Raw genomic sequence first — 15,208 nt, 5'->3', positions numbered from 1 at the left:
GGGACACGGCCTCAGCGGGCGAGGATGTGGTCGAGGGCGGCCCGCACCCGATCGGCATCCTCGCGGTACTTCACCGCAGCCCCCAGGCTCGCGGCGGCGGTCTGCACATCCAGGGTCGAGATGCCGAGTTCGTGCAGCGCGCGGGCCCAGTCGAGGGTCTCGGCCACGCCGGGGGGCTTGATGAGCTGGTGATCGTTACGCATCCGCTGGATCGCGGCGACCACCTGGGCGGCCAGTGCGGCACTGACCTGTGGTGCGCGGCTCCGGACGATCGCGAGCTCGCGCGCCAGATCCGGATGCTCGATCCAGTGGTAGAGGCAGCGACGCTTCAGTGCGTCGTGCAGCTCCCGGGTCCGGTTGGAGGTCAGCACCACGATCGGCGGCGTCGGCGCGGTGATGGTCCCGAGCTCGGGGATGGTCACCTGCCAGGTCGAGAGCACCTCCAGCAGGAAGGCCTCGAACTCGTCGTCGGCACGGTCGATCTCGTCGATGAGCAGCACGACCGGCGACTCGCGCAGCGCCCGCAACACCGGGCGCGCCAGCAGGAACCGGTCGTCGAACAGCTGGTCCTCCACTTCCTCCAGGTTGCCGGTGTCGCCGCCGCCGGTGGCCTGCAAGGCCCGCAGGTGCAGGATCTGGCGCGGGAAGTCCCAGTCGTACAGCGCCTGGGTGGCGTCGATCCCCTCGTAGCACTGCAGCCGCACCAGTGGGATGTCCAGCGTCTGCGCGATGGCCTCCGCGAGCGCCGTCTTGCCGGTTCCCGGCTCGCCCTCCAGCAGCAACGGGCGCTGCAGTCGCAGCGCCAACCACCCGACCGTCGCCAGGGCATCGTCGGCGAGGTAGCCGGTCTCGCCCAGCCGACCGGCAAGGTCGGCCGCATCGTGAAACGCTTCGCTGGGCTCCATGCAGCCAGCATGCACTGTGGCCGTCGCGCGCGGGAACGCCCCCGTTTGACCGACGCCCCGACGCCGACAGACCTGCTGTGTCATGTCGGGGTCTCGACGCGCTCGTCCCTCACGTGCTCCCTGTCCTGAGCGACGGAGCAGTCGAAGGGGACCAGCGAGGTTTTCGATGATCGGGCGAACGGAGTGAGTCGAGACCCGTCCCCGTTCGGTCAGCTCACAGAACCGGTCGCCAGTGAGCGGGAATCCAGCCCCGGCTCCGCTTTTCGGCCACTCGAGTCGACTTCTGTGAGCGGACGGCGGCAGCTACACCGGATAGTGGGAGATCTCGATCAGGCTGCCGACGGGATCACGGCAGTAGAGCGACGTCATCTCGCCCTGGGTGCCCGCCCGCTGGATCGGTCCCAGCTCGACCGGCACGTCGTGGTCGGCGAGGTGTCGCTGGATCTCCTCGACCCGTGGCGAAGGAGGGAGACGAGATCCCGTCATGACGTGCTCGGTCGTCGATGTGTCGGGTCTCGACGCGGTCGTTCCTCCCTTGCTCGACCACCGTAGTTCGCGCTGATCGAGCGACCGACGAAGCAGGGAGAGGAGATCCCGTCAGGTCAGAGTTGGTGGCCCAGCTTGTATTCGGGCATCGACTCGGTGTCGTCCTTGCGGGTGTAGGAGAAGCCGTCGGCGCCGATCGTCACCGCCATCTCGCTGGCACCGGTGCGGCTGGTCAGGGGCTGCAGCTCGCCGTCCAGGTCGAGCACCCTGGACGCCTCGGTGTACCAGGACGGCACCACCGGGTTGCCCCACCAGTCGCGGCGCTGGTTGTCGTGCACATCCCAGGTGACGACGGGATTGTCGGGGTCACCGGTCCAGTAGTCCTGGGTGTAGATCTCCACCCGGTGCCCATCAGGATCGCGGAGGTAGAGGTAGAACGCGTTGGACACCCCGTGTCGGCCGGGACCGCGTTCGATGGCATCGGACCGGCGCAGCGCACCGAGTCGATCGCAGATCGACAGGATGTTGTGCTTCTCGTGGGTGGCGAAGGCGATGTGGTGCATCCGCGGCCCGTCGCCACCGGTCATCGCCGTGTCATGGACGGTCGGCTTACGGCGCAACCACGCGGCGTACTGGACGCCATCGGAATCCTGGATGTCCTCGGTGACGCGGAAGCCCAGCGACTCCAGGTGCGCGACCGCGCGCGGGACGTCCGGGGTGACCTGGTTGAAGTGGTCCAATCGGACGAGCGCGCCCGGCACGTGCAGGTCGTAGCGCCAGGCCAGCCGCTCGACGTGCTCGACGTGGTGGAAGAACTCGTACGGGAAACCGAGCGGATCCTGCACCCGCACGGAGTCGCCCAGGCCGGCCCGGAACCCGTCGGCCCGACGCTCGACGCGGCATCCCAGCGCACGGTAGAACGCCTCGGCCCGGTCGACGTCCGCCGGCGTGCGTACCCGATAGGAGAAGGCCGCCACTGCCGCGACAGGACCCTGCCGGAGCACCAGGTTGTGGTGGATGAACTCATCGAAGCAGCGCAGGTAGATGCACCGCTGGTCCTCCTGCGTCACGACCAGCCCGAGCACGTCGACGTAGAACTCGCGGGAGCGCGCCAGATCGGTGACGACGATCTCCATCGCGGCGCAGCGGACGATGTCCGGCGGCTCGACGTCGGGGATCGGGATCGGCGTGCTCAGCTGTGTGTTCAAGGCTGATCTCCTCGGGGTGCAACGGCTTTGCCGAAGGTGGGCTGGTGGGCAGTACCCAGGCTGATGTGCACGGCCTGCTGGTCGGTGTAGAAGTCGATCGAGCGGTAGCCGCCCTCGTGCCCCAGGCCGGAGGCCTTGACGCCGCCGAACGGCGTCCGCAGATCCCGCACGTTGTTGGAGTTGAGCCAGACCATCCCGGCTTCGACGGCCTGCGAGAAGGTGTGTGCCCTGGTCAGGTCGTTCGTCCAGACGTAGGCGGCCAGGCCGTACCGGGTGCCGTTCGCGAGCGCGAGCGCCTCCTCCTCGGTGTCGAACGGGGTGATCGCGACGACCGGCCCGAAGATCTCCTCGGTGAAGATCCGGGCATCCGACGGCACATCGGCGAAGACGGTGGGGGCGACGTAGTTCCCGGTGGGGAATCCTTCCGGCCGGCCACCGCCGGCCACCAGGCGTCCCTCCCGCTTGCCGATCTCGATGTACGACATCACCTTCGCGTAGTGCTCCGGATGGACCAGCGCACCCACCTCGGTGGCCGGATCGCTCGGATCGCCGACGACCACCCGTTTCGCCTGTGCCGCATAGCGTTCGACGAACTCGTCGTAGACGGACCGCTCGACGAGGATCCGGCTGCCGGCAGTGCACCGTTCACCGTTGAGGGAGAACACGCCGAAGATCGTCGCGTCGATCGCGGCGTCCAGATCGGCGTCAGCGAAGACGATCGCGGGCGACTTCCCGCCGAGCTCCATCGACAGTCCCTTGAGGTGGGGGGCGGCGTTCGCGAAGATGAGCCGCCCGGTCGCACTCTCTCCGGTGAAGGAGATCAGCGGCACGTCGGGATGCTTGACCAGTGCGTCACCAGCAGCCTCCCCGATCCCGTTGACCAGGTTGAAGACCCCCGGCGGCAGACCGGCCTCTTCGAAGATCCCCGCCCACAACGACGCCGACAGTGGGGTGAACTCCGCCGGCTTCAACACGACGGTGTTGCCGGTGGCCAAGGCCGGCGCCAACTTCCAGGACTCCAACATGAACGGGGTGTTCCACGGTGTGATCAATCCGGCGACACCGATCGGTTTGCGGTTCACATAGTTGATCTGCCGCCCGGGGACCTTGTAGGTGTCGTCGGACTGCGCGACCACCAGATCGGCGAAGAATCGGAAGTTCTCTGCGGCGCGCTGGGCCTGCCCGAGGGCCTGCGAGATCGGCAGACCGGAGTCGAAGGACTCCCACTGCGCCAGGACCTCGTTGCGATCGGCGACGATGTCCGCGATCCGGTGCAGTATCCGGGATCTCGCCCGCGGCAGCATTCCTGGCCAAGGGCCGTCGGTGAATGCTCGGCGGGCCGCCGCGACGGCCAGATCGATGTCGGCCTGCTGACCGGCAGCGGCGGTGAGGTAGGTCTGATTCGTCACCGGGTCGAGGACGTCGAACGTGCGGCCGTCGACGGAATCCACTGCGACGCCGTCGATGTGGTGCTGCAGATGACCGGGGAGACCGGCGGGAACGGCGCGTTCGGTCTGCGGGGGAGTGGTCACGGTGCCTGCGGCCCTTCGTCGTGAGAGCTCTCGGATGCGAGCTGATGGTCCGGGTGTCGAGCGGCGAGGAATGCGTCCAGGGTCCGCCACCGGTGCCGGCGGGCCGCAAGCTCGATCTCCAGCGAATCGGCGCCGGTGCGGATCAGCCGGAGGATGTCCGTGTGCTCTCCGACGGAGTGGCCGGCCCGCTCGGGCACAGAGGCGAACGTGGAGTCACGGATGCCCGCGAGCCTGCCCCAACCGCGCTGCACCAGATCGAGGATGTGCGGGTTGGGGCACGGCGCGAACAGCACCGCGTGGAAGTCCTGGTTGAGCCGGGTGAAAGTGAGCGCGTCGAAGTCGTCCAGGAGCTGCTCGAGCTGGTGGTTGATGCGCTCCGCACGGGCCAGTTCGGCCCCGGTGAGCAACGGTGCCGACAGCGCGGTGGCCACCCCCTCGACGACGCCGAGCGTCTGCATCGTGAACTGGTACTCGCTCTCATCGACCATGGCGACCCGCGCTCCGACGTTGCGTTCGAAGCTGACCAACCCCTCGGCTTCCAGCCGCCGGATGGCCTCGCGGACGGGGACGACGCTCATGTCCAGTGTGTCGGCGATCGTGCTGAGTACCAACCGGTGGCCGGGGATGTATTCGTGCCGCGCGATCCGCCGGCGCAGCCAGTCGTGGGCGAGGGCGGACTTGCTCACACCGCCTGCGGTGGTTGTGGTCATGGCTGCTCGCGCTGGTCGAAACGGGCGCGCCACAGCGTGTTCATCGGGAACAGACCGTCCACCGCGTTGCCCTCGCGGACCCGATCGGCGATCCAGGCATCCTCGACCTCCTGGGCAGCCGCGGCGGCGGCCACTTCGGCCACCAGCGACGGCGGAATGATGATCACTCCGTCGGCGTCACCTACCAGGACGTCTCCGGGGAGCACTGTCGTTCCGCCGCACCCGATCGCGACATCGACGTCCCACGGCACATGTTTGCGGCCGAGCACCGCCGGGTGCGCACCGGCGCTCCAGACCGGGATGCCCACCGCGGCAACGGCATCGAGGTCTCGTACACCGCCGTCGGTGACGATCCCCGCGGCGCCCCGGGCGTGGGCGCGGAGGGCGAGGATGTCACCCAGGGTTCCCGAGCCGGTTTCGCCGCGGGCCTCGATGACGATCACCTCGCCCTCCTCGACCGAGTCGAACGCTCGCTTCTGTGCGTTGTAGCCCCCGCCGTGGGCGGTGAACAGATCCTCCCGGGCGGGCACGAAACGCAGGGTGCGTGCCGTCCCGACGAGCTTCGCGTCCGGATGCAGCGGGCGCACGCCGTCGATGGTGACGTCGTTCAGACCGCGCTTGCGGAGCTGGCCGGACAGCGCAGCGACCGGGATCTGCATCAGCTGCGCGCGCAGCTCCGGGGTCAGCACCGGCTGCGCCGCACCGGGTTCGGGTGCCTCCGGGTCGGGGGAGGCGGGCAGCCCGGCAGCCTTCCGCGATCCCCAGGCCTCGATCCGTTGGGTGTCGTCGACCTGCGGCAGCGATCCGAGCTCGGGGTCGAAGGGAACCTCGCCCTGGATGACCGTCGTGCGCAGCACGCCGGTGCTCGTACCCGAAAGGAGGTTCAGCACCTCGACCTCGACGACGTCGCCCGGGACGATGACCGACGATCCGGCGGGGGTGCCGGTGAGGATCAGGTCGCCCGGCTCCAGCGTGAGGTGCTGCGAGAGATCGGCGACCAGCTGCGGCAGCGAGAACAGCAGTCCTTCGGTGGTGTCGTCCTGCGCGAGCGCCCCGTTCACGCGGGTGGTGATGCGCAACCGGGCCGGATCGAGTCCGGCCGCGTCGAGCACCCTCGGCCCGACCGGGGTGAACCCGTCCCGACCCTTGGAGCGCAGGTTCGAGCCCTTGTCTGCGGCGCGCAGGTCGTAGACCCCGAGATCGTTCGCGGCGGTGACGCCGGAGACGTGGCGCCAGGCGTCCTGCGCGGAGACATTCCGGGCGACCGTGCCGATCACCAGCGCGATCTCGCCCTCGAACGCCAGCAGTTCAGTACCAGCAGGGCGTTCCACGGTGCCGTCGTTCGCGGCCAGCGAGCTCGTCGGCTTGAGGAAGTAGGAGGGCTGCTCCGGGCGGCGCCCGCGTTGCTCGGCTCGCGAGGAGTAGCTGAGGTGGACGGCGATGATCTTGCCCGGGTGGGTCGGCAGGACGCCCTCAGGAGCTCCATCGCCGCTCTGCGACATCATCAGCAGAACGTATATGATCTGCCGGAGTAGCGCCACGATCACTCGGAATCTCAACGCGGAGGTCCCATGCAGTTCCACCACCACGGCTATGTCTCTGGTGACCCCCGGGTTCGGCCGGCGGACGGCGCAGGTGTCGACAGACCGGATGAACTGCCGGACGAGATGGACGTGCTGATCGTCGGCAGCGGTCCGGCCGGAATGCTCCTCGCGGCGCAGTTGGCGCAGTTCCCGACGATCCACACCCGACTCGTCGAGCGACGGGACGGACGACTGGCCATCGGTCAGGCCGACGGCATCCAGGCGCGCAGCGTCGAGACGTTCCAGGCGTTCGGCTTCGCGGAGCGGATCATCGCCGAGGCCTACCGGATCACCGAGATGAACTTCTGGACGCCCGATCCGGACGCGTCCGAAAACATCCTCCGCAGCTCCCGCACCGTCGACGACGAGTTCGGCATCAGCGAGTTCCCGCACCTGATCGTCAACCAGGCCAGGGTGCTCGACCACTTCGCCGAGGTGGCCGCGATCGCCCCAGCGAGGGTGACCCCCGACTACGGCTGGGAGTTCGTCGGTCTCGAGGTGCCCGAGGAGAACGACGCCCCGGTGGAGGTGCGGTTGCGGCGGGCGGCCGGCCCCGACAAGAGCGCCGAGCGCACGGTCCGAGCGAAGTACGTGATCGGCTGCGACGGGGCGCGGAGCCGGGTGCGCGACGCCATCGGCCGCAAACATGTCGGCGCCCATGCGAACCACGCGTGGGCGGTGCTGGATGCGTTGGCCGTCACCGACTTCCCGGACATCCGCACCAAGTGCGCGATCCAGTCCAACGCCGGCAGCATCCTGCTCATCCCGCGCGAGGGCGGATTCCTGTTCAGGATGTACGTCGACCTCGGCGAGGTCGCTCCCGATGACGCGGGTGCCGTCCGCCGGACAACAGCCGAGGAGGCGACCGCCAAGGCGAACGCGATCCTGCACCCGTACACCCTCGAGGTGCGGGATGTCGCCTGGTACAGCGTCTACGAGGTCGGCCACCGCGTGACCGACAAGTTCGACGACGTGCCGGTGGAGCTCACCGATCAACGCACGCCGCGGGTGTTCATCGCCGGCGACGCCTGCCACACGCACAGCGCCAAGGCCGGGCAGGGGATGAACGTCTCCATGCAGGACGGGTTCAACCTGGGGTGGAAGCTGGCGCACGTATTGACGGGTCTGAGCCCGGCGGCGCTGCTGGCCACGTATTCGGCGGAACGGCAGGAGATCGCCCAGAACCTCATCGACTTCGACCGCGAGTGGTCCTCCATGATGTCTCGCAAGCCGGACTACTTCGCGAGCCCCGCGGAGCTCGGCGAGTTCTACGTGGCCACCGCCGAGTTCCCGGCCGGCTTCATGACGCAGTACCGACCGTCGATGATCGTCGGCGGAGGGAACCAGGCCGAGCTCGCCGCCGGGTTCCCGATCGGCAAGCGCTTCAAGTCGGCGCCCGTGGTGCGGGTGGCCGATGGCAATCCGGTGCAGCTGGGCCACCATGCCCGCGCCGACGGTCGGTGGCGGCTGTACGCCTTCGCCGACCGGGCCGCCCCGGCTGACCGCGACTCTGCGCTGTCCGCTTGGGCTGCTTGGGTTCTGACCGACCCGTCGTCACCCCTACTCGTCCACACCCCGGCCGACGCCGATCCGGACGCCGTTTTCGACGTCAAGGTGATCCACCAGCAGCTGCACACCGCGTTCGACACGTCGATGGTGTCGTCGGTGTTCCTGCCCAGGGTCGGACCCTTCGGCCTGATCGACTACGAGCACGTCTACGCCGCGGACCCGGCTGCGGACATCTTCGACCTCCGGGAGATCGACCGGGACGGCGCGCTGGTGATCGTCCGCCCCGACCAGTACGTCGCGCACGTGCTGCCGCTGCAGGCGACGGACGAGCTGGCTGCGTTCTTCGCAGACGTCATGGAGCGCCGGAACTCCCGCTGACCTGTGCAGAGGTGAACCGGTCCGCACGCCGCCGATGTCCCGGCGCATTCCTGGTGTTCGACTACGCCGGTGGCGGGAAGCCTTGCGACGAACGGTTCGGCCCGGCCGGGGGATCAACGAGTCGCGCCGCCTCCCAGGCGTCCCGGGTGATCGCGTACTCGACCCCGCCCTCCTCGGCGCCGGCGAGGTCGGCGAGTCCGTGGTCGTCGGCGAACGTCCGTTCGTACTGCAGGCCGACGGATGCCATCGTGGCGCGAGAGCCTGCGTTGACCGTCATCGTCAGGGCGAACACGCGGTGCATCCCCAGATCCTGGAAGGCGTGGCGCAGCAACTCCCGGGAACCCTCGCTCGCCAGGCCCTGCCGCCAATGCCGCCGCAACAGGCGGTAGCCGAGTTCGGCCTGCCCCTCGATCAGCTCGCCGTCGGCCCAGCCGGCCGGCTCCAGGAGCCACCAACCGACGAACTCCTCCTCCACGAACCCCATCCAGAACCCAAGTCCTGGCACCGGTTCTGCGGTCGAGAGCCGCATCCGGTGAGCTCTGATCACCTGCTCGCGGGTCCGCCCGGCGCCCGTGAGGTAGCGCATGACCTCGGGGTCGGAGTCCAGTTCGACCTCGAGCTCGAGGTGCTCGTCGCCGAGGGGTAGGAGCGTCATGCGGTCCGTGAACAGCGTCGTCTGGGGCACCCGATCATCTTCGCGATGCGCGTCAACCGCATTTCGGCGCAGCGGGACTCGGGCATCGACGTCGGCTGACGGGCTTGCCTGCCCCGTCGGTGGACGCCGAGCAGGGCGCCGGGCCCGGGCGCACGCTCCTCACGGTCGGTGCCGTGCGAGCAGATAGCCGGCCGGCGGTTTGTCGGCGGAGGACCCCTCCATCCGCAGGCGCACGAGTTCTGCGAATCCGCTCCGGCGCAGGCGTGCCGACAAGGCGTCGAGGTTCCAGCGGTAGGCAGCCGAGACCGGGTGGCCGTAGCGCACCCAGCCGTCGGGATGCGCATCGTCGGTGATCTGTACGCCGACGAGCAGCGGGGCTCCCGGCTCTGCGACACGGGCGAACTCGGCCAGGGCGGCGTCCACCAGCGGCGGCGGGAGGTGGATCAGGGAGAAGTGGGCCAGGATCCCACCGACCGATGAGTCCGCATCGCTGAGCTCGAGCACGGACCCGATCTCGAACCGGACGTCAGGCCTCCGGCCCCGGGCGATGGCCACCATCGCCGGTGACAGATCCATGCCGTAGGCAGGTGTCCCCAGCTCGACGAGCAAGGCCGTCCAGTGCCCGGGGCCGCACCCGGCGTCCAGCACCGGTGACAGGGATCCGTTGGCGCGCACCAGTTCAGCCAGGGCGGTGACCATCGCGGTCCCGATGGTGCGCGCATGGCTGACGTCATTCCGGATGAATGCGTCGTACGCCAGCGCGAAGGTGTCGTAGTCCTGCCGCGTGCGCTCGAGTGCACCCTCGCCGTCCATCGGAACAGGGTATGCCGGGGCCCGGGATCAACCCCGCTGCGAGGGTGCGTCCGCAGACCAACCGGCGAGGATCGGCAGCACAGCGGCCGTGGTGGAGTGTGGCTCGACGGTGTAGACGACCAACCGCTGGTCCGGATCATGGGGACCGACAACACTTTCGATGCCGAAGGTGAGTGGCCCGGCAACCGGGTGGGTGATGTTCTTGGTCAGTGAGGTGCGGAAGGTGACCCCCTGGTCGTCCCACCAGCGCGCGACGTCCTCGTCCCGCTTGCGGAGTTCGTCGACCATCGCGGTGAGTCGGCGGTCCTGCGGGCGCTGACCGACCTCGTAGCGCAGCGCCCCCACGGAAGCGGCAGCGAAATCGGCCCAGTTGCTGATGCGTGTCCTCGCCTCCGGATCGACGAAGAGCCACCGGACGAACGACGATCCCGGTTCCATCGGGTTGCCCAGGACCGTGGTCAGCAAGCTGTTGCGGGCCAACACCTCAGATCGGCGCCCCAGCAGCAGTACCGGAACGTGATCAAGCACGTTCATCAGCCGGAGCATGCCCGGTTCGGCGCGCTGGGACGTTTCGTGCACCTCGCGACGGCGCGAGGTGGGAGCGGCCAGGTCGCGGAGATGGGCCTGTTCCACCCCGTCGAGCTGCAGCGCTCGCGAGAGCGCCCGTAGAACCTCATCGGTGATGGTGTGTTGCCGGCCCTGTTCCAGGCGGCTGTAGTGATCGGAGCTCAAGCCGGCTAGCATCGCCAGCTCCTCCTTGCGGAGGCCCGGAACCCGCCTGGGACCGGGGAAGGCCGTCATGCCCGCGCGCGCAGGAGTGAGGCCGTCCCGACGGGAACGCAGGAACGCCCCCAGCGCAGTGCGGTCGGCGGTCATTCCTCCAGCGTAGGAGGAAGGGGGTGGTGCAGCCTGGGCATCCGGTGACCAGGCACCGCCCGGCCTGGTGCGCCGTCGACGGGTGGGCTGCACTGGTGGGCATGACCTCCATCGACACCGCGCCCGCCCCTTCGACCGTCCTGATCACCGGATCCACCAGTGGGATCGGCGCCGCCACCGCCCGCGCCCTGGCCGCCGAGGGATGGCGTGTCGTCGTCACCGGTCGGGACAGCGGGCGCGGCCGGGTGGTGGTGGACGAGATCGAGGCGGACGGCGGTCGAGCCGTGTTCCTGCCGTCCGACCTCACCGGGTCGCCGGCCGAATTGCGCGCGTTCGCTGCGGCCGCGGTCGACGCGGCCGGCGGCAACCTGGACGCGGTCGTCCACAACGCTGCGCTGTGTCCCGCGGTCGACAGCCTCACCCTGACCGACGACGATCTCGATGCGACGCTCGCGGTGAACATCCGCGCACCGCACGTGCTCACCGCAGCGCTCGTGCCGGCGATGATCGATCGCGGCCGCGGCGCGATCGTCGTCATCGGGTCCTGGATGGCGCACGTCGGGCACCCGTTCGTCGGCCTGTACTCGGCCACCAAGGCCGCCGAGATCCAGTTTGGCCGGAGCTGGGCCGCGGAGTTCGGACCGCGGGGGATCAGGGTCAACACCGTTTCACCCGGGGCCACCCGTACCCCGATCAACGCGGAAGACGGCGACATCATCGCCACCATGACCGGCGGCATCCCAGCCGGTCGGCCGGGCACCCCCGAGGAGATCGCCGCGGCGGTGGTCTGGCTGTTGTCGGACGGATCGACCTATCTGCACGGCGCCGAGCTGGCCGTCGACGGCGGGATCACCAGCACACGGTCCGCCTGACGGATGCGGTAGGTCCCCGGGTCAGCTGTCGTGGTGTGGGTGTGCACGACCGGGCCAGTCGGCGTCCGCCCACTCCGGCCAGGTGTCGTCGGACGCGGTGGGATCGGTGCCCGCCAGGCGGATGTGGGTGACGTCATCGCCGGAACCGGTCACCGCCCACAGGCTGGCCGGCCGGCCGTCGGCTTGCTCGTGCACCCAGGCGACCACATGGTCGATGTCGGCGCCGGTGAGCTCCCACTCGTCCGACAGCCACATCCGGTCCGGACCAACCCCTCGGGGCCGTGACCAGAAGAAGACGCGGTAGGCAGGCGCGCCTGACTCCCACCGCTGATCACGGGTGTCGACAGGCTGGGCACGCATCACCGGCCGATCATGTCACCGCAGGCATGCGCCGGGCACGGAGTTGCCGAAGCGCAGCGGCCGACGTGCATCGCGCCGGGAGAGTCCTAGAGTCGCAGGATGACCGCCGCCGCCTCTGCCGCCATCGTCGACGACCCGACCCTGGGGCTGCGGCAGTATCTCGACGCGTCGCCGACGCCGTTCCATGCCGGTGCCAGTGCTGCGGAGTTGTTGCAGCGCAGCGGGTATGTGGAGATCGACGAGGCGCGGCGGTTTCCGCGGGAGCCGGGCCGGTATCTGCTGCGGCGAGATGGTTCGTTGATTGCCTGGGACTCCCGCGGAGGTGCTGGTTCGTTCCGGGTGATCGGCGCGCACACCGACAGCCCGAACCTGCGGATCAAGCCGCAGCCCGAGGTGAGCCGTGCCGGGTGGGAGATGCTCGGTGTCGAGGTCTACGGCGGTCCGCTGCTCAATTCGTGGCTGGATCGTGATCTGGGGTTGGCCGGTCGGGTCAGCGTGCGGGACGGATCCGGCGTGCGTACCGAGTTGTTGCACTGCGCCGAGCCGCTACTGCGGGTCTCGCAGCTGGCCGTGCACCTGGATCGCGGGGTCAACGACCGCGGGCTGGTGCTCAATCCGCAGCAGCACCTGACGCCGCACTGGGGGAGCAGCTCGGCGCCGGTCGCGTTCGACGGTTGGCTGGGGGAGCAGCTGGGCGTCGACGCCGCAGACGTGCTCGCGTGGGAGCTGATGACCTTCGATCTGACGCCGGCGCGGCTGATCGGTCGGGACCAGGATCTGCTGGCCTCCGGGCGGCTCGACAACCTCGCCACCAGCCACGCCGCGGTGCAGGCGCTGTGCTCACTCGCCGACGACGAGACGGCGGACGGTACCCGGGTGATCGTGCTGTTCGACCACGAAGAGGTCGGCAGCACGTCGGCAACCGGCGCCGGATCGACCCTGCTGCCCGCGGTGCTCGAGCGCATCGTGCTGGCCGCCGGCGGCGATCGGGAAGACCTGCTCACGGCCCTGGCGCGGAGCGTCGTGGCGTCCGGCGACATGGCTCACGCCACGCATCCGAACTATTCGGAGCGACACGAGCCCGAGCATCGCATCGCCATCAACGGTGGGCCGGTGTTGAAGATCAACACCAATCTCCGCTACGCCACCGACGCTCCTGGCGCTGCGACCTTCGCGCTGGCGTGCGAGCAGGCGGGGGTGCCGATGCAGCGCTTCGTCACCCGCTCCGACCTGCCGTGCGGCTCGACGATCGGCCCGACCACCGGCGCGCTGACCGGCATCACCACCGTCGACTTCGGTGCCCCGATGCTCTCCATGCACTCGGCTCGCGAGGTCTGCGGAGCACTGGATCAGCCGCAGTACGTCGCAGCGTTGGCTGCCTTCCTCGCCCCGGCCTGAGCGGGCGCCGTTTCGCCGTTGTGTAGCCGCGGCGAGTTGTCCACAGGCCCGGAGCTGTCCACATCCCGGAATGCTGTCCTCGACCGGCGCGGCGGCACGGGCGAAGCTTCTCGGACGAGCGGGAACCGATCCCGCTGTACCGAGGGGGCACAGGGATGAACGGGTTCGTGGTCGAGACGCAGCGGGTGGCCGCCGCAGGGTCGGAGGTCGGTCGGGGAGCGGCCGCGCTCGGGGCCGAGATCCAGGCCATGCATCGCACGCTGGAGCAGATCCAGGCGGGCTGGCGGTCCACCGAGGCGGCGCCACGGTTCGCCGCCGCCATGCTCGCCCACCTCGAGCAGGTCGCGGCGATGAAGGATGCGCTGCTCGGTCAGAGCACGGCACTCACCGGAAGCGCACAGCGGATGGCAGCGGCCGAGGCCGCGCTGGCCGGCGCGATGGGTGGTGCACACCGATGACGGCGATCTCGGTGAACTACGCCGCGATGGCCGGCGGCGCGGATGCGCTGGTGGCCAGTTGGCGCCGTATCGAACAACACCTGGCCGAGTTGCAGAAGGTCGTCGGGAGCACTGCAGACATGGATGCAGAGACCCTGGTGCGCTATCGGGCACTGTTCACCCGGTGGAACGCCGCCGCGGACGACAGGCAGCGGACCCTGCAATCCCTTGCCCAGGCGGTGCGGTCGGCCGGCGAGCACTACCGCAGCCTGGACGCCGCGCTCGCCGCGCAGTTCGGATGACGCCCACCCGGCGGCGGCGGAGCTGCAGGCAGCACCTGATGATGATCGGGGCCCGGGGCCCGGGGCCCGGGGCCCGGGTCCCGGTGACCGTGGCGCGGGGTGGGCCGAGCAGGATGGACGGATGATGCACAACCTGCTGGGCCCCGATCCGATCCGTCTGCCCGAGGACCCGGCGGCCGCAGCGCTGGCGGCCGGCGAGAACCCGGCAGATGTCGCCCGCGCGAACCCCACGTCCAGCCTGGTCTGGGCCGTCCTCGCCGAGACGGCCCTCGACGCAGGTGACGACGTTGCCGGCTACGCCTACGCCCGCACCGGCTACCACCGCGGCCTGGACTCGTTGCGGCGCAACGGCTGGAAGGGTGCAGGCCTGGTGCCGTGGAGCCACGAACCGAACCGCGGCATCCTGCGGGCGATCTCGGCGCTCGGCCAGGCTGCCACGTTGTTCGAGGAGGACGCCGAGGTGACCCGGATCCGCGCACTGCTGCTGGACGCGGACCCGGAGATCCCCACCGACCTGCTGCCCTGACCGGTCGCACTGTCGGTCCTCGGTCCTAGATTGAGCGCACGCGACCACGCTCACCTTTGGAGGACCGATGTCGGATTCAGCGGGCACCGAACACACCAGTGCAACGTTCGGGGGCGCGTCGCCCGAGCAGGATCGGGCGGATCTGCTCGACATCCTGGGGTTCCAGCGGTGGCTGCTGTTGAGCACCGTTGAGGGCATCAGCGACGAGCAGGCGCGGCATCGCAGCACCGTCAGCGAGTTGACCCTCGGCGGGGTGATCAAGCACCTCATCGACACCGAGAACAGCTGGATGGACTTCGTCGAGGGAACGGCGGGCTCGATGTCCCGTGGCTTCGACGAGATGACCGAGGCCGACTGGGCCGCCAGGTCCGACAGTTTCACCCTGCTCGAGAACGAGTCAGTGGCCGGAACTGTCGCCGCCTACCAGGCGGTCGCCGAGCGCACCGATGCGCTGGTCCGCACCGTCGACCTGGACGAGGCACACCCGCTGCCTGCGGCGCCGTGGTTCCCGCCCGGCGCCGTGCGGAGCACCGTCGGGTGTTCATGGGCATGGTCTCGGAGCTCGCCCAGCACTCGGGTCACGCCGACATCATCCGCGAGGCCATCGACGGTAAGAAGTCGATGGGCTGAGGCGCGGGCTCCGGACAGGTCGGAACGC

At 69.4% G+C, this 15,208-nt stretch carries 17 protein-coding genes and 1 pseudogene; 8 read left to right on the top strand and 10 right to left on the bottom strand.

The features are described from left to right. Positions 1–11: 11 nt before the first annotated feature. The 6 genes from ABLG96_RS19385 to ABLG96_RS19360 all read right to left on the bottom strand — a co-directional run bounded on the left by ABLG96_RS19385 (position 12) and on the right by ABLG96_RS19360 (position 6,346). The gene (locus tag ABLG96_RS19385) at positions 12–905 is read right to left on the bottom strand and encodes a MoxR family ATPase (RefSeq protein WP_353648952.1); all 894 of its coding nucleotides are present in this window, start codon (positions 903–905) and stop codon (positions 12–14) included. Between the two features lie 303 nt (positions 906–1,208). After that, positions 1,209–1,391, bottom strand: coding sequence for a hypothetical protein (locus tag ABLG96_RS19380; protein ID WP_353648951.1), 183 nt, complete (start codon positions 1,389–1,391; stop codon positions 1,209–1,211). A 116-nt stretch (positions 1,392–1,507) separates the two neighbouring features. Beyond that, complete coding sequence (gene hpaD / locus ABLG96_RS19375) at positions 1,508–2,599, bottom strand: 3,4-dihydroxyphenylacetate 2,3-dioxygenase (protein WP_353648950.1); 1,092 nt, start codon at positions 2,597–2,599, stop codon at positions 1,508–1,510. Beyond that, a complete protein-coding gene (gene hpaE, locus ABLG96_RS19370) occupies positions 2,596–4,131 on the bottom strand; it encodes a 5-carboxymethyl-2-hydroxymuconate semialdehyde dehydrogenase (RefSeq protein WP_353648949.1) in 1,536 nt (511 codons plus the stop codon). The genes hpaD and hpaE overlap by 4 nt, the downstream gene beginning before the upstream one ends. Then, the gene (locus ABLG96_RS19365) at positions 4,128–4,841 is read right to left on the bottom strand and encodes a GntR family transcriptional regulator (RefSeq protein WP_353648948.1); all 714 of its coding nucleotides are present in this window, start codon (positions 4,839–4,841) and stop codon (positions 4,128–4,130) included. Before ABLG96_RS19365 ends, hpaE begins: the two co-directional genes overlap by 4 nt. Then, on the bottom strand, positions 4,838–6,346 hold the full coding sequence (locus ABLG96_RS19360) for a fumarylacetoacetate hydrolase family protein (protein WP_353648947.1): 1,509 nt from the start codon (positions 6,344–6,346) through the stop codon (positions 4,838–4,840). The genes ABLG96_RS19365 and ABLG96_RS19360 overlap by 4 nt, the downstream gene beginning before the upstream one ends. Positions 6,347–6,412: 66 nt before the next feature. On the opposite strand from ABLG96_RS19360, the gene ABLG96_RS19355 reads away from it, so the two are divergent. Next, the gene (locus ABLG96_RS19355) at positions 6,413–8,311 is read left to right on the top strand and encodes an FAD-binding monooxygenase (RefSeq protein ID WP_353648946.1); all 1,899 of its coding nucleotides are present in this window, start codon (positions 6,413–6,415) and stop codon (positions 8,309–8,311) included. A gap of 61 nt (positions 8,312–8,372) precedes the next feature. Here ABLG96_RS19355 and ABLG96_RS19350 read toward each other — a convergent pair whose 3' ends face one another. The 3 genes from ABLG96_RS19350 to ABLG96_RS19340 form a co-directional block, all read right to left on the bottom strand. Then, positions 8,373–8,996, bottom strand: a complete 624-nt coding sequence (locus ABLG96_RS19350; protein WP_353648945.1) for a GNAT family N-acetyltransferase — start codon at positions 8,994–8,996, stop codon at positions 8,373–8,375. Positions 8,997–9,125: 129 nt separating this feature from the next. After that, positions 9,126–9,779 carry a class I SAM-dependent methyltransferase gene (locus ABLG96_RS19345; RefSeq protein ID WP_353648944.1) on the bottom strand — a complete coding sequence of 218 codons (654 nt, stop codon included), beginning with the start codon at positions 9,777–9,779 and terminating at the stop codon, positions 9,126–9,128. 27 nt (positions 9,780–9,806) lie between these two features. Then, on the bottom strand, positions 9,807–10,655 hold the full coding sequence (locus tag ABLG96_RS19340; protein WP_353648943.1) for a helix-turn-helix transcriptional regulator: 849 nt from the start codon (positions 10,653–10,655) through the stop codon (positions 9,807–9,809). Positions 10,656–10,756: 101 nt separating this feature from the next. Here ABLG96_RS19340 and ABLG96_RS19335 point away from each other — a divergent pair, with 101 nt between their 5' ends. Then, a complete protein-coding gene (locus ABLG96_RS19335; protein WP_353648942.1) occupies positions 10,757–11,527 on the top strand; it encodes an SDR family oxidoreductase in 771 nt (256 codons plus the stop codon). 21 nt (positions 11,528–11,548) lie between these two features. Here the strand turns inward: ABLG96_RS19335 and ABLG96_RS19330 are convergent, their stop codons facing one another. Further along, positions 11,549–11,890 (bottom strand): hypothetical protein, encoded by a 342-nt coding sequence (locus tag ABLG96_RS19330; protein ID WP_353648941.1) that lies wholly within the window; start codon positions 11,888–11,890, stop codon positions 11,549–11,551. 96 nt (positions 11,891–11,986) lie between these two features. Here ABLG96_RS19330 and ABLG96_RS19325 point away from each other — a divergent pair, with 96 nt between their 5' ends. From ABLG96_RS19325 to ABLG96_RS19300, 6 genes and pseudogenes are all read left to right on the top strand, one after another. After that, positions 11,987–13,285, top strand: coding sequence for a M18 family aminopeptidase (locus ABLG96_RS19325; RefSeq protein WP_353648940.1), 1,299 nt, complete (start codon positions 11,987–11,989; stop codon positions 13,283–13,285). Between the two features lie 155 nt (positions 13,286–13,440). Continuing rightward, complete coding sequence (locus ABLG96_RS19320) at positions 13,441–13,743, top strand: WXG100 family type VII secretion target (RefSeq protein WP_353648939.1); 303 nt, start codon at positions 13,441–13,443, stop codon at positions 13,741–13,743. Next, positions 13,740–14,024, top strand: a complete 285-nt coding sequence (locus tag ABLG96_RS19315; protein WP_353648938.1) for a WXG100 family type VII secretion target — start codon at positions 13,740–13,742, stop codon at positions 14,022–14,024. Before ABLG96_RS19320 ends, ABLG96_RS19315 begins: the two co-directional genes overlap by 4 nt. Before the next feature lie 121 nt (positions 14,025–14,145). Continuing rightward, positions 14,146–14,550 (top strand): DUF3151 domain-containing protein, encoded by a 405-nt coding sequence (locus ABLG96_RS19310; RefSeq protein WP_353648937.1) that lies wholly within the window; start codon positions 14,146–14,148, stop codon positions 14,548–14,550. Positions 14,551–14,617: 67 nt separating this feature from the next. Beyond that, positions 14,618–15,019 (top strand): annotated as a pseudogene (locus tag ABLG96_RS19305) (DUF664 domain-containing protein); the annotation flags it as partial. 74 nt (positions 15,020–15,093) lie between these two features. Next, entirely contained in the window at positions 15,094–15,180 is an 87-nt protein-coding gene (locus ABLG96_RS19300; RefSeq protein WP_353651592.1) for a DUF664 domain-containing protein, read from the top strand. The last annotated feature ends 28 nt before the right edge of the window (positions 15,181–15,208 follow it).

The sequence above is a fragment of the Nakamurella sp. A5-74 genome, from assembly GCF_040438885.1.
Taxonomy (GTDB): domain Bacteria; phylum Actinomycetota; class Actinomycetes; order Mycobacteriales; family Nakamurellaceae; genus Nakamurella.
This window is presented reverse-complemented; position numbering and strand designations above follow the sequence as displayed.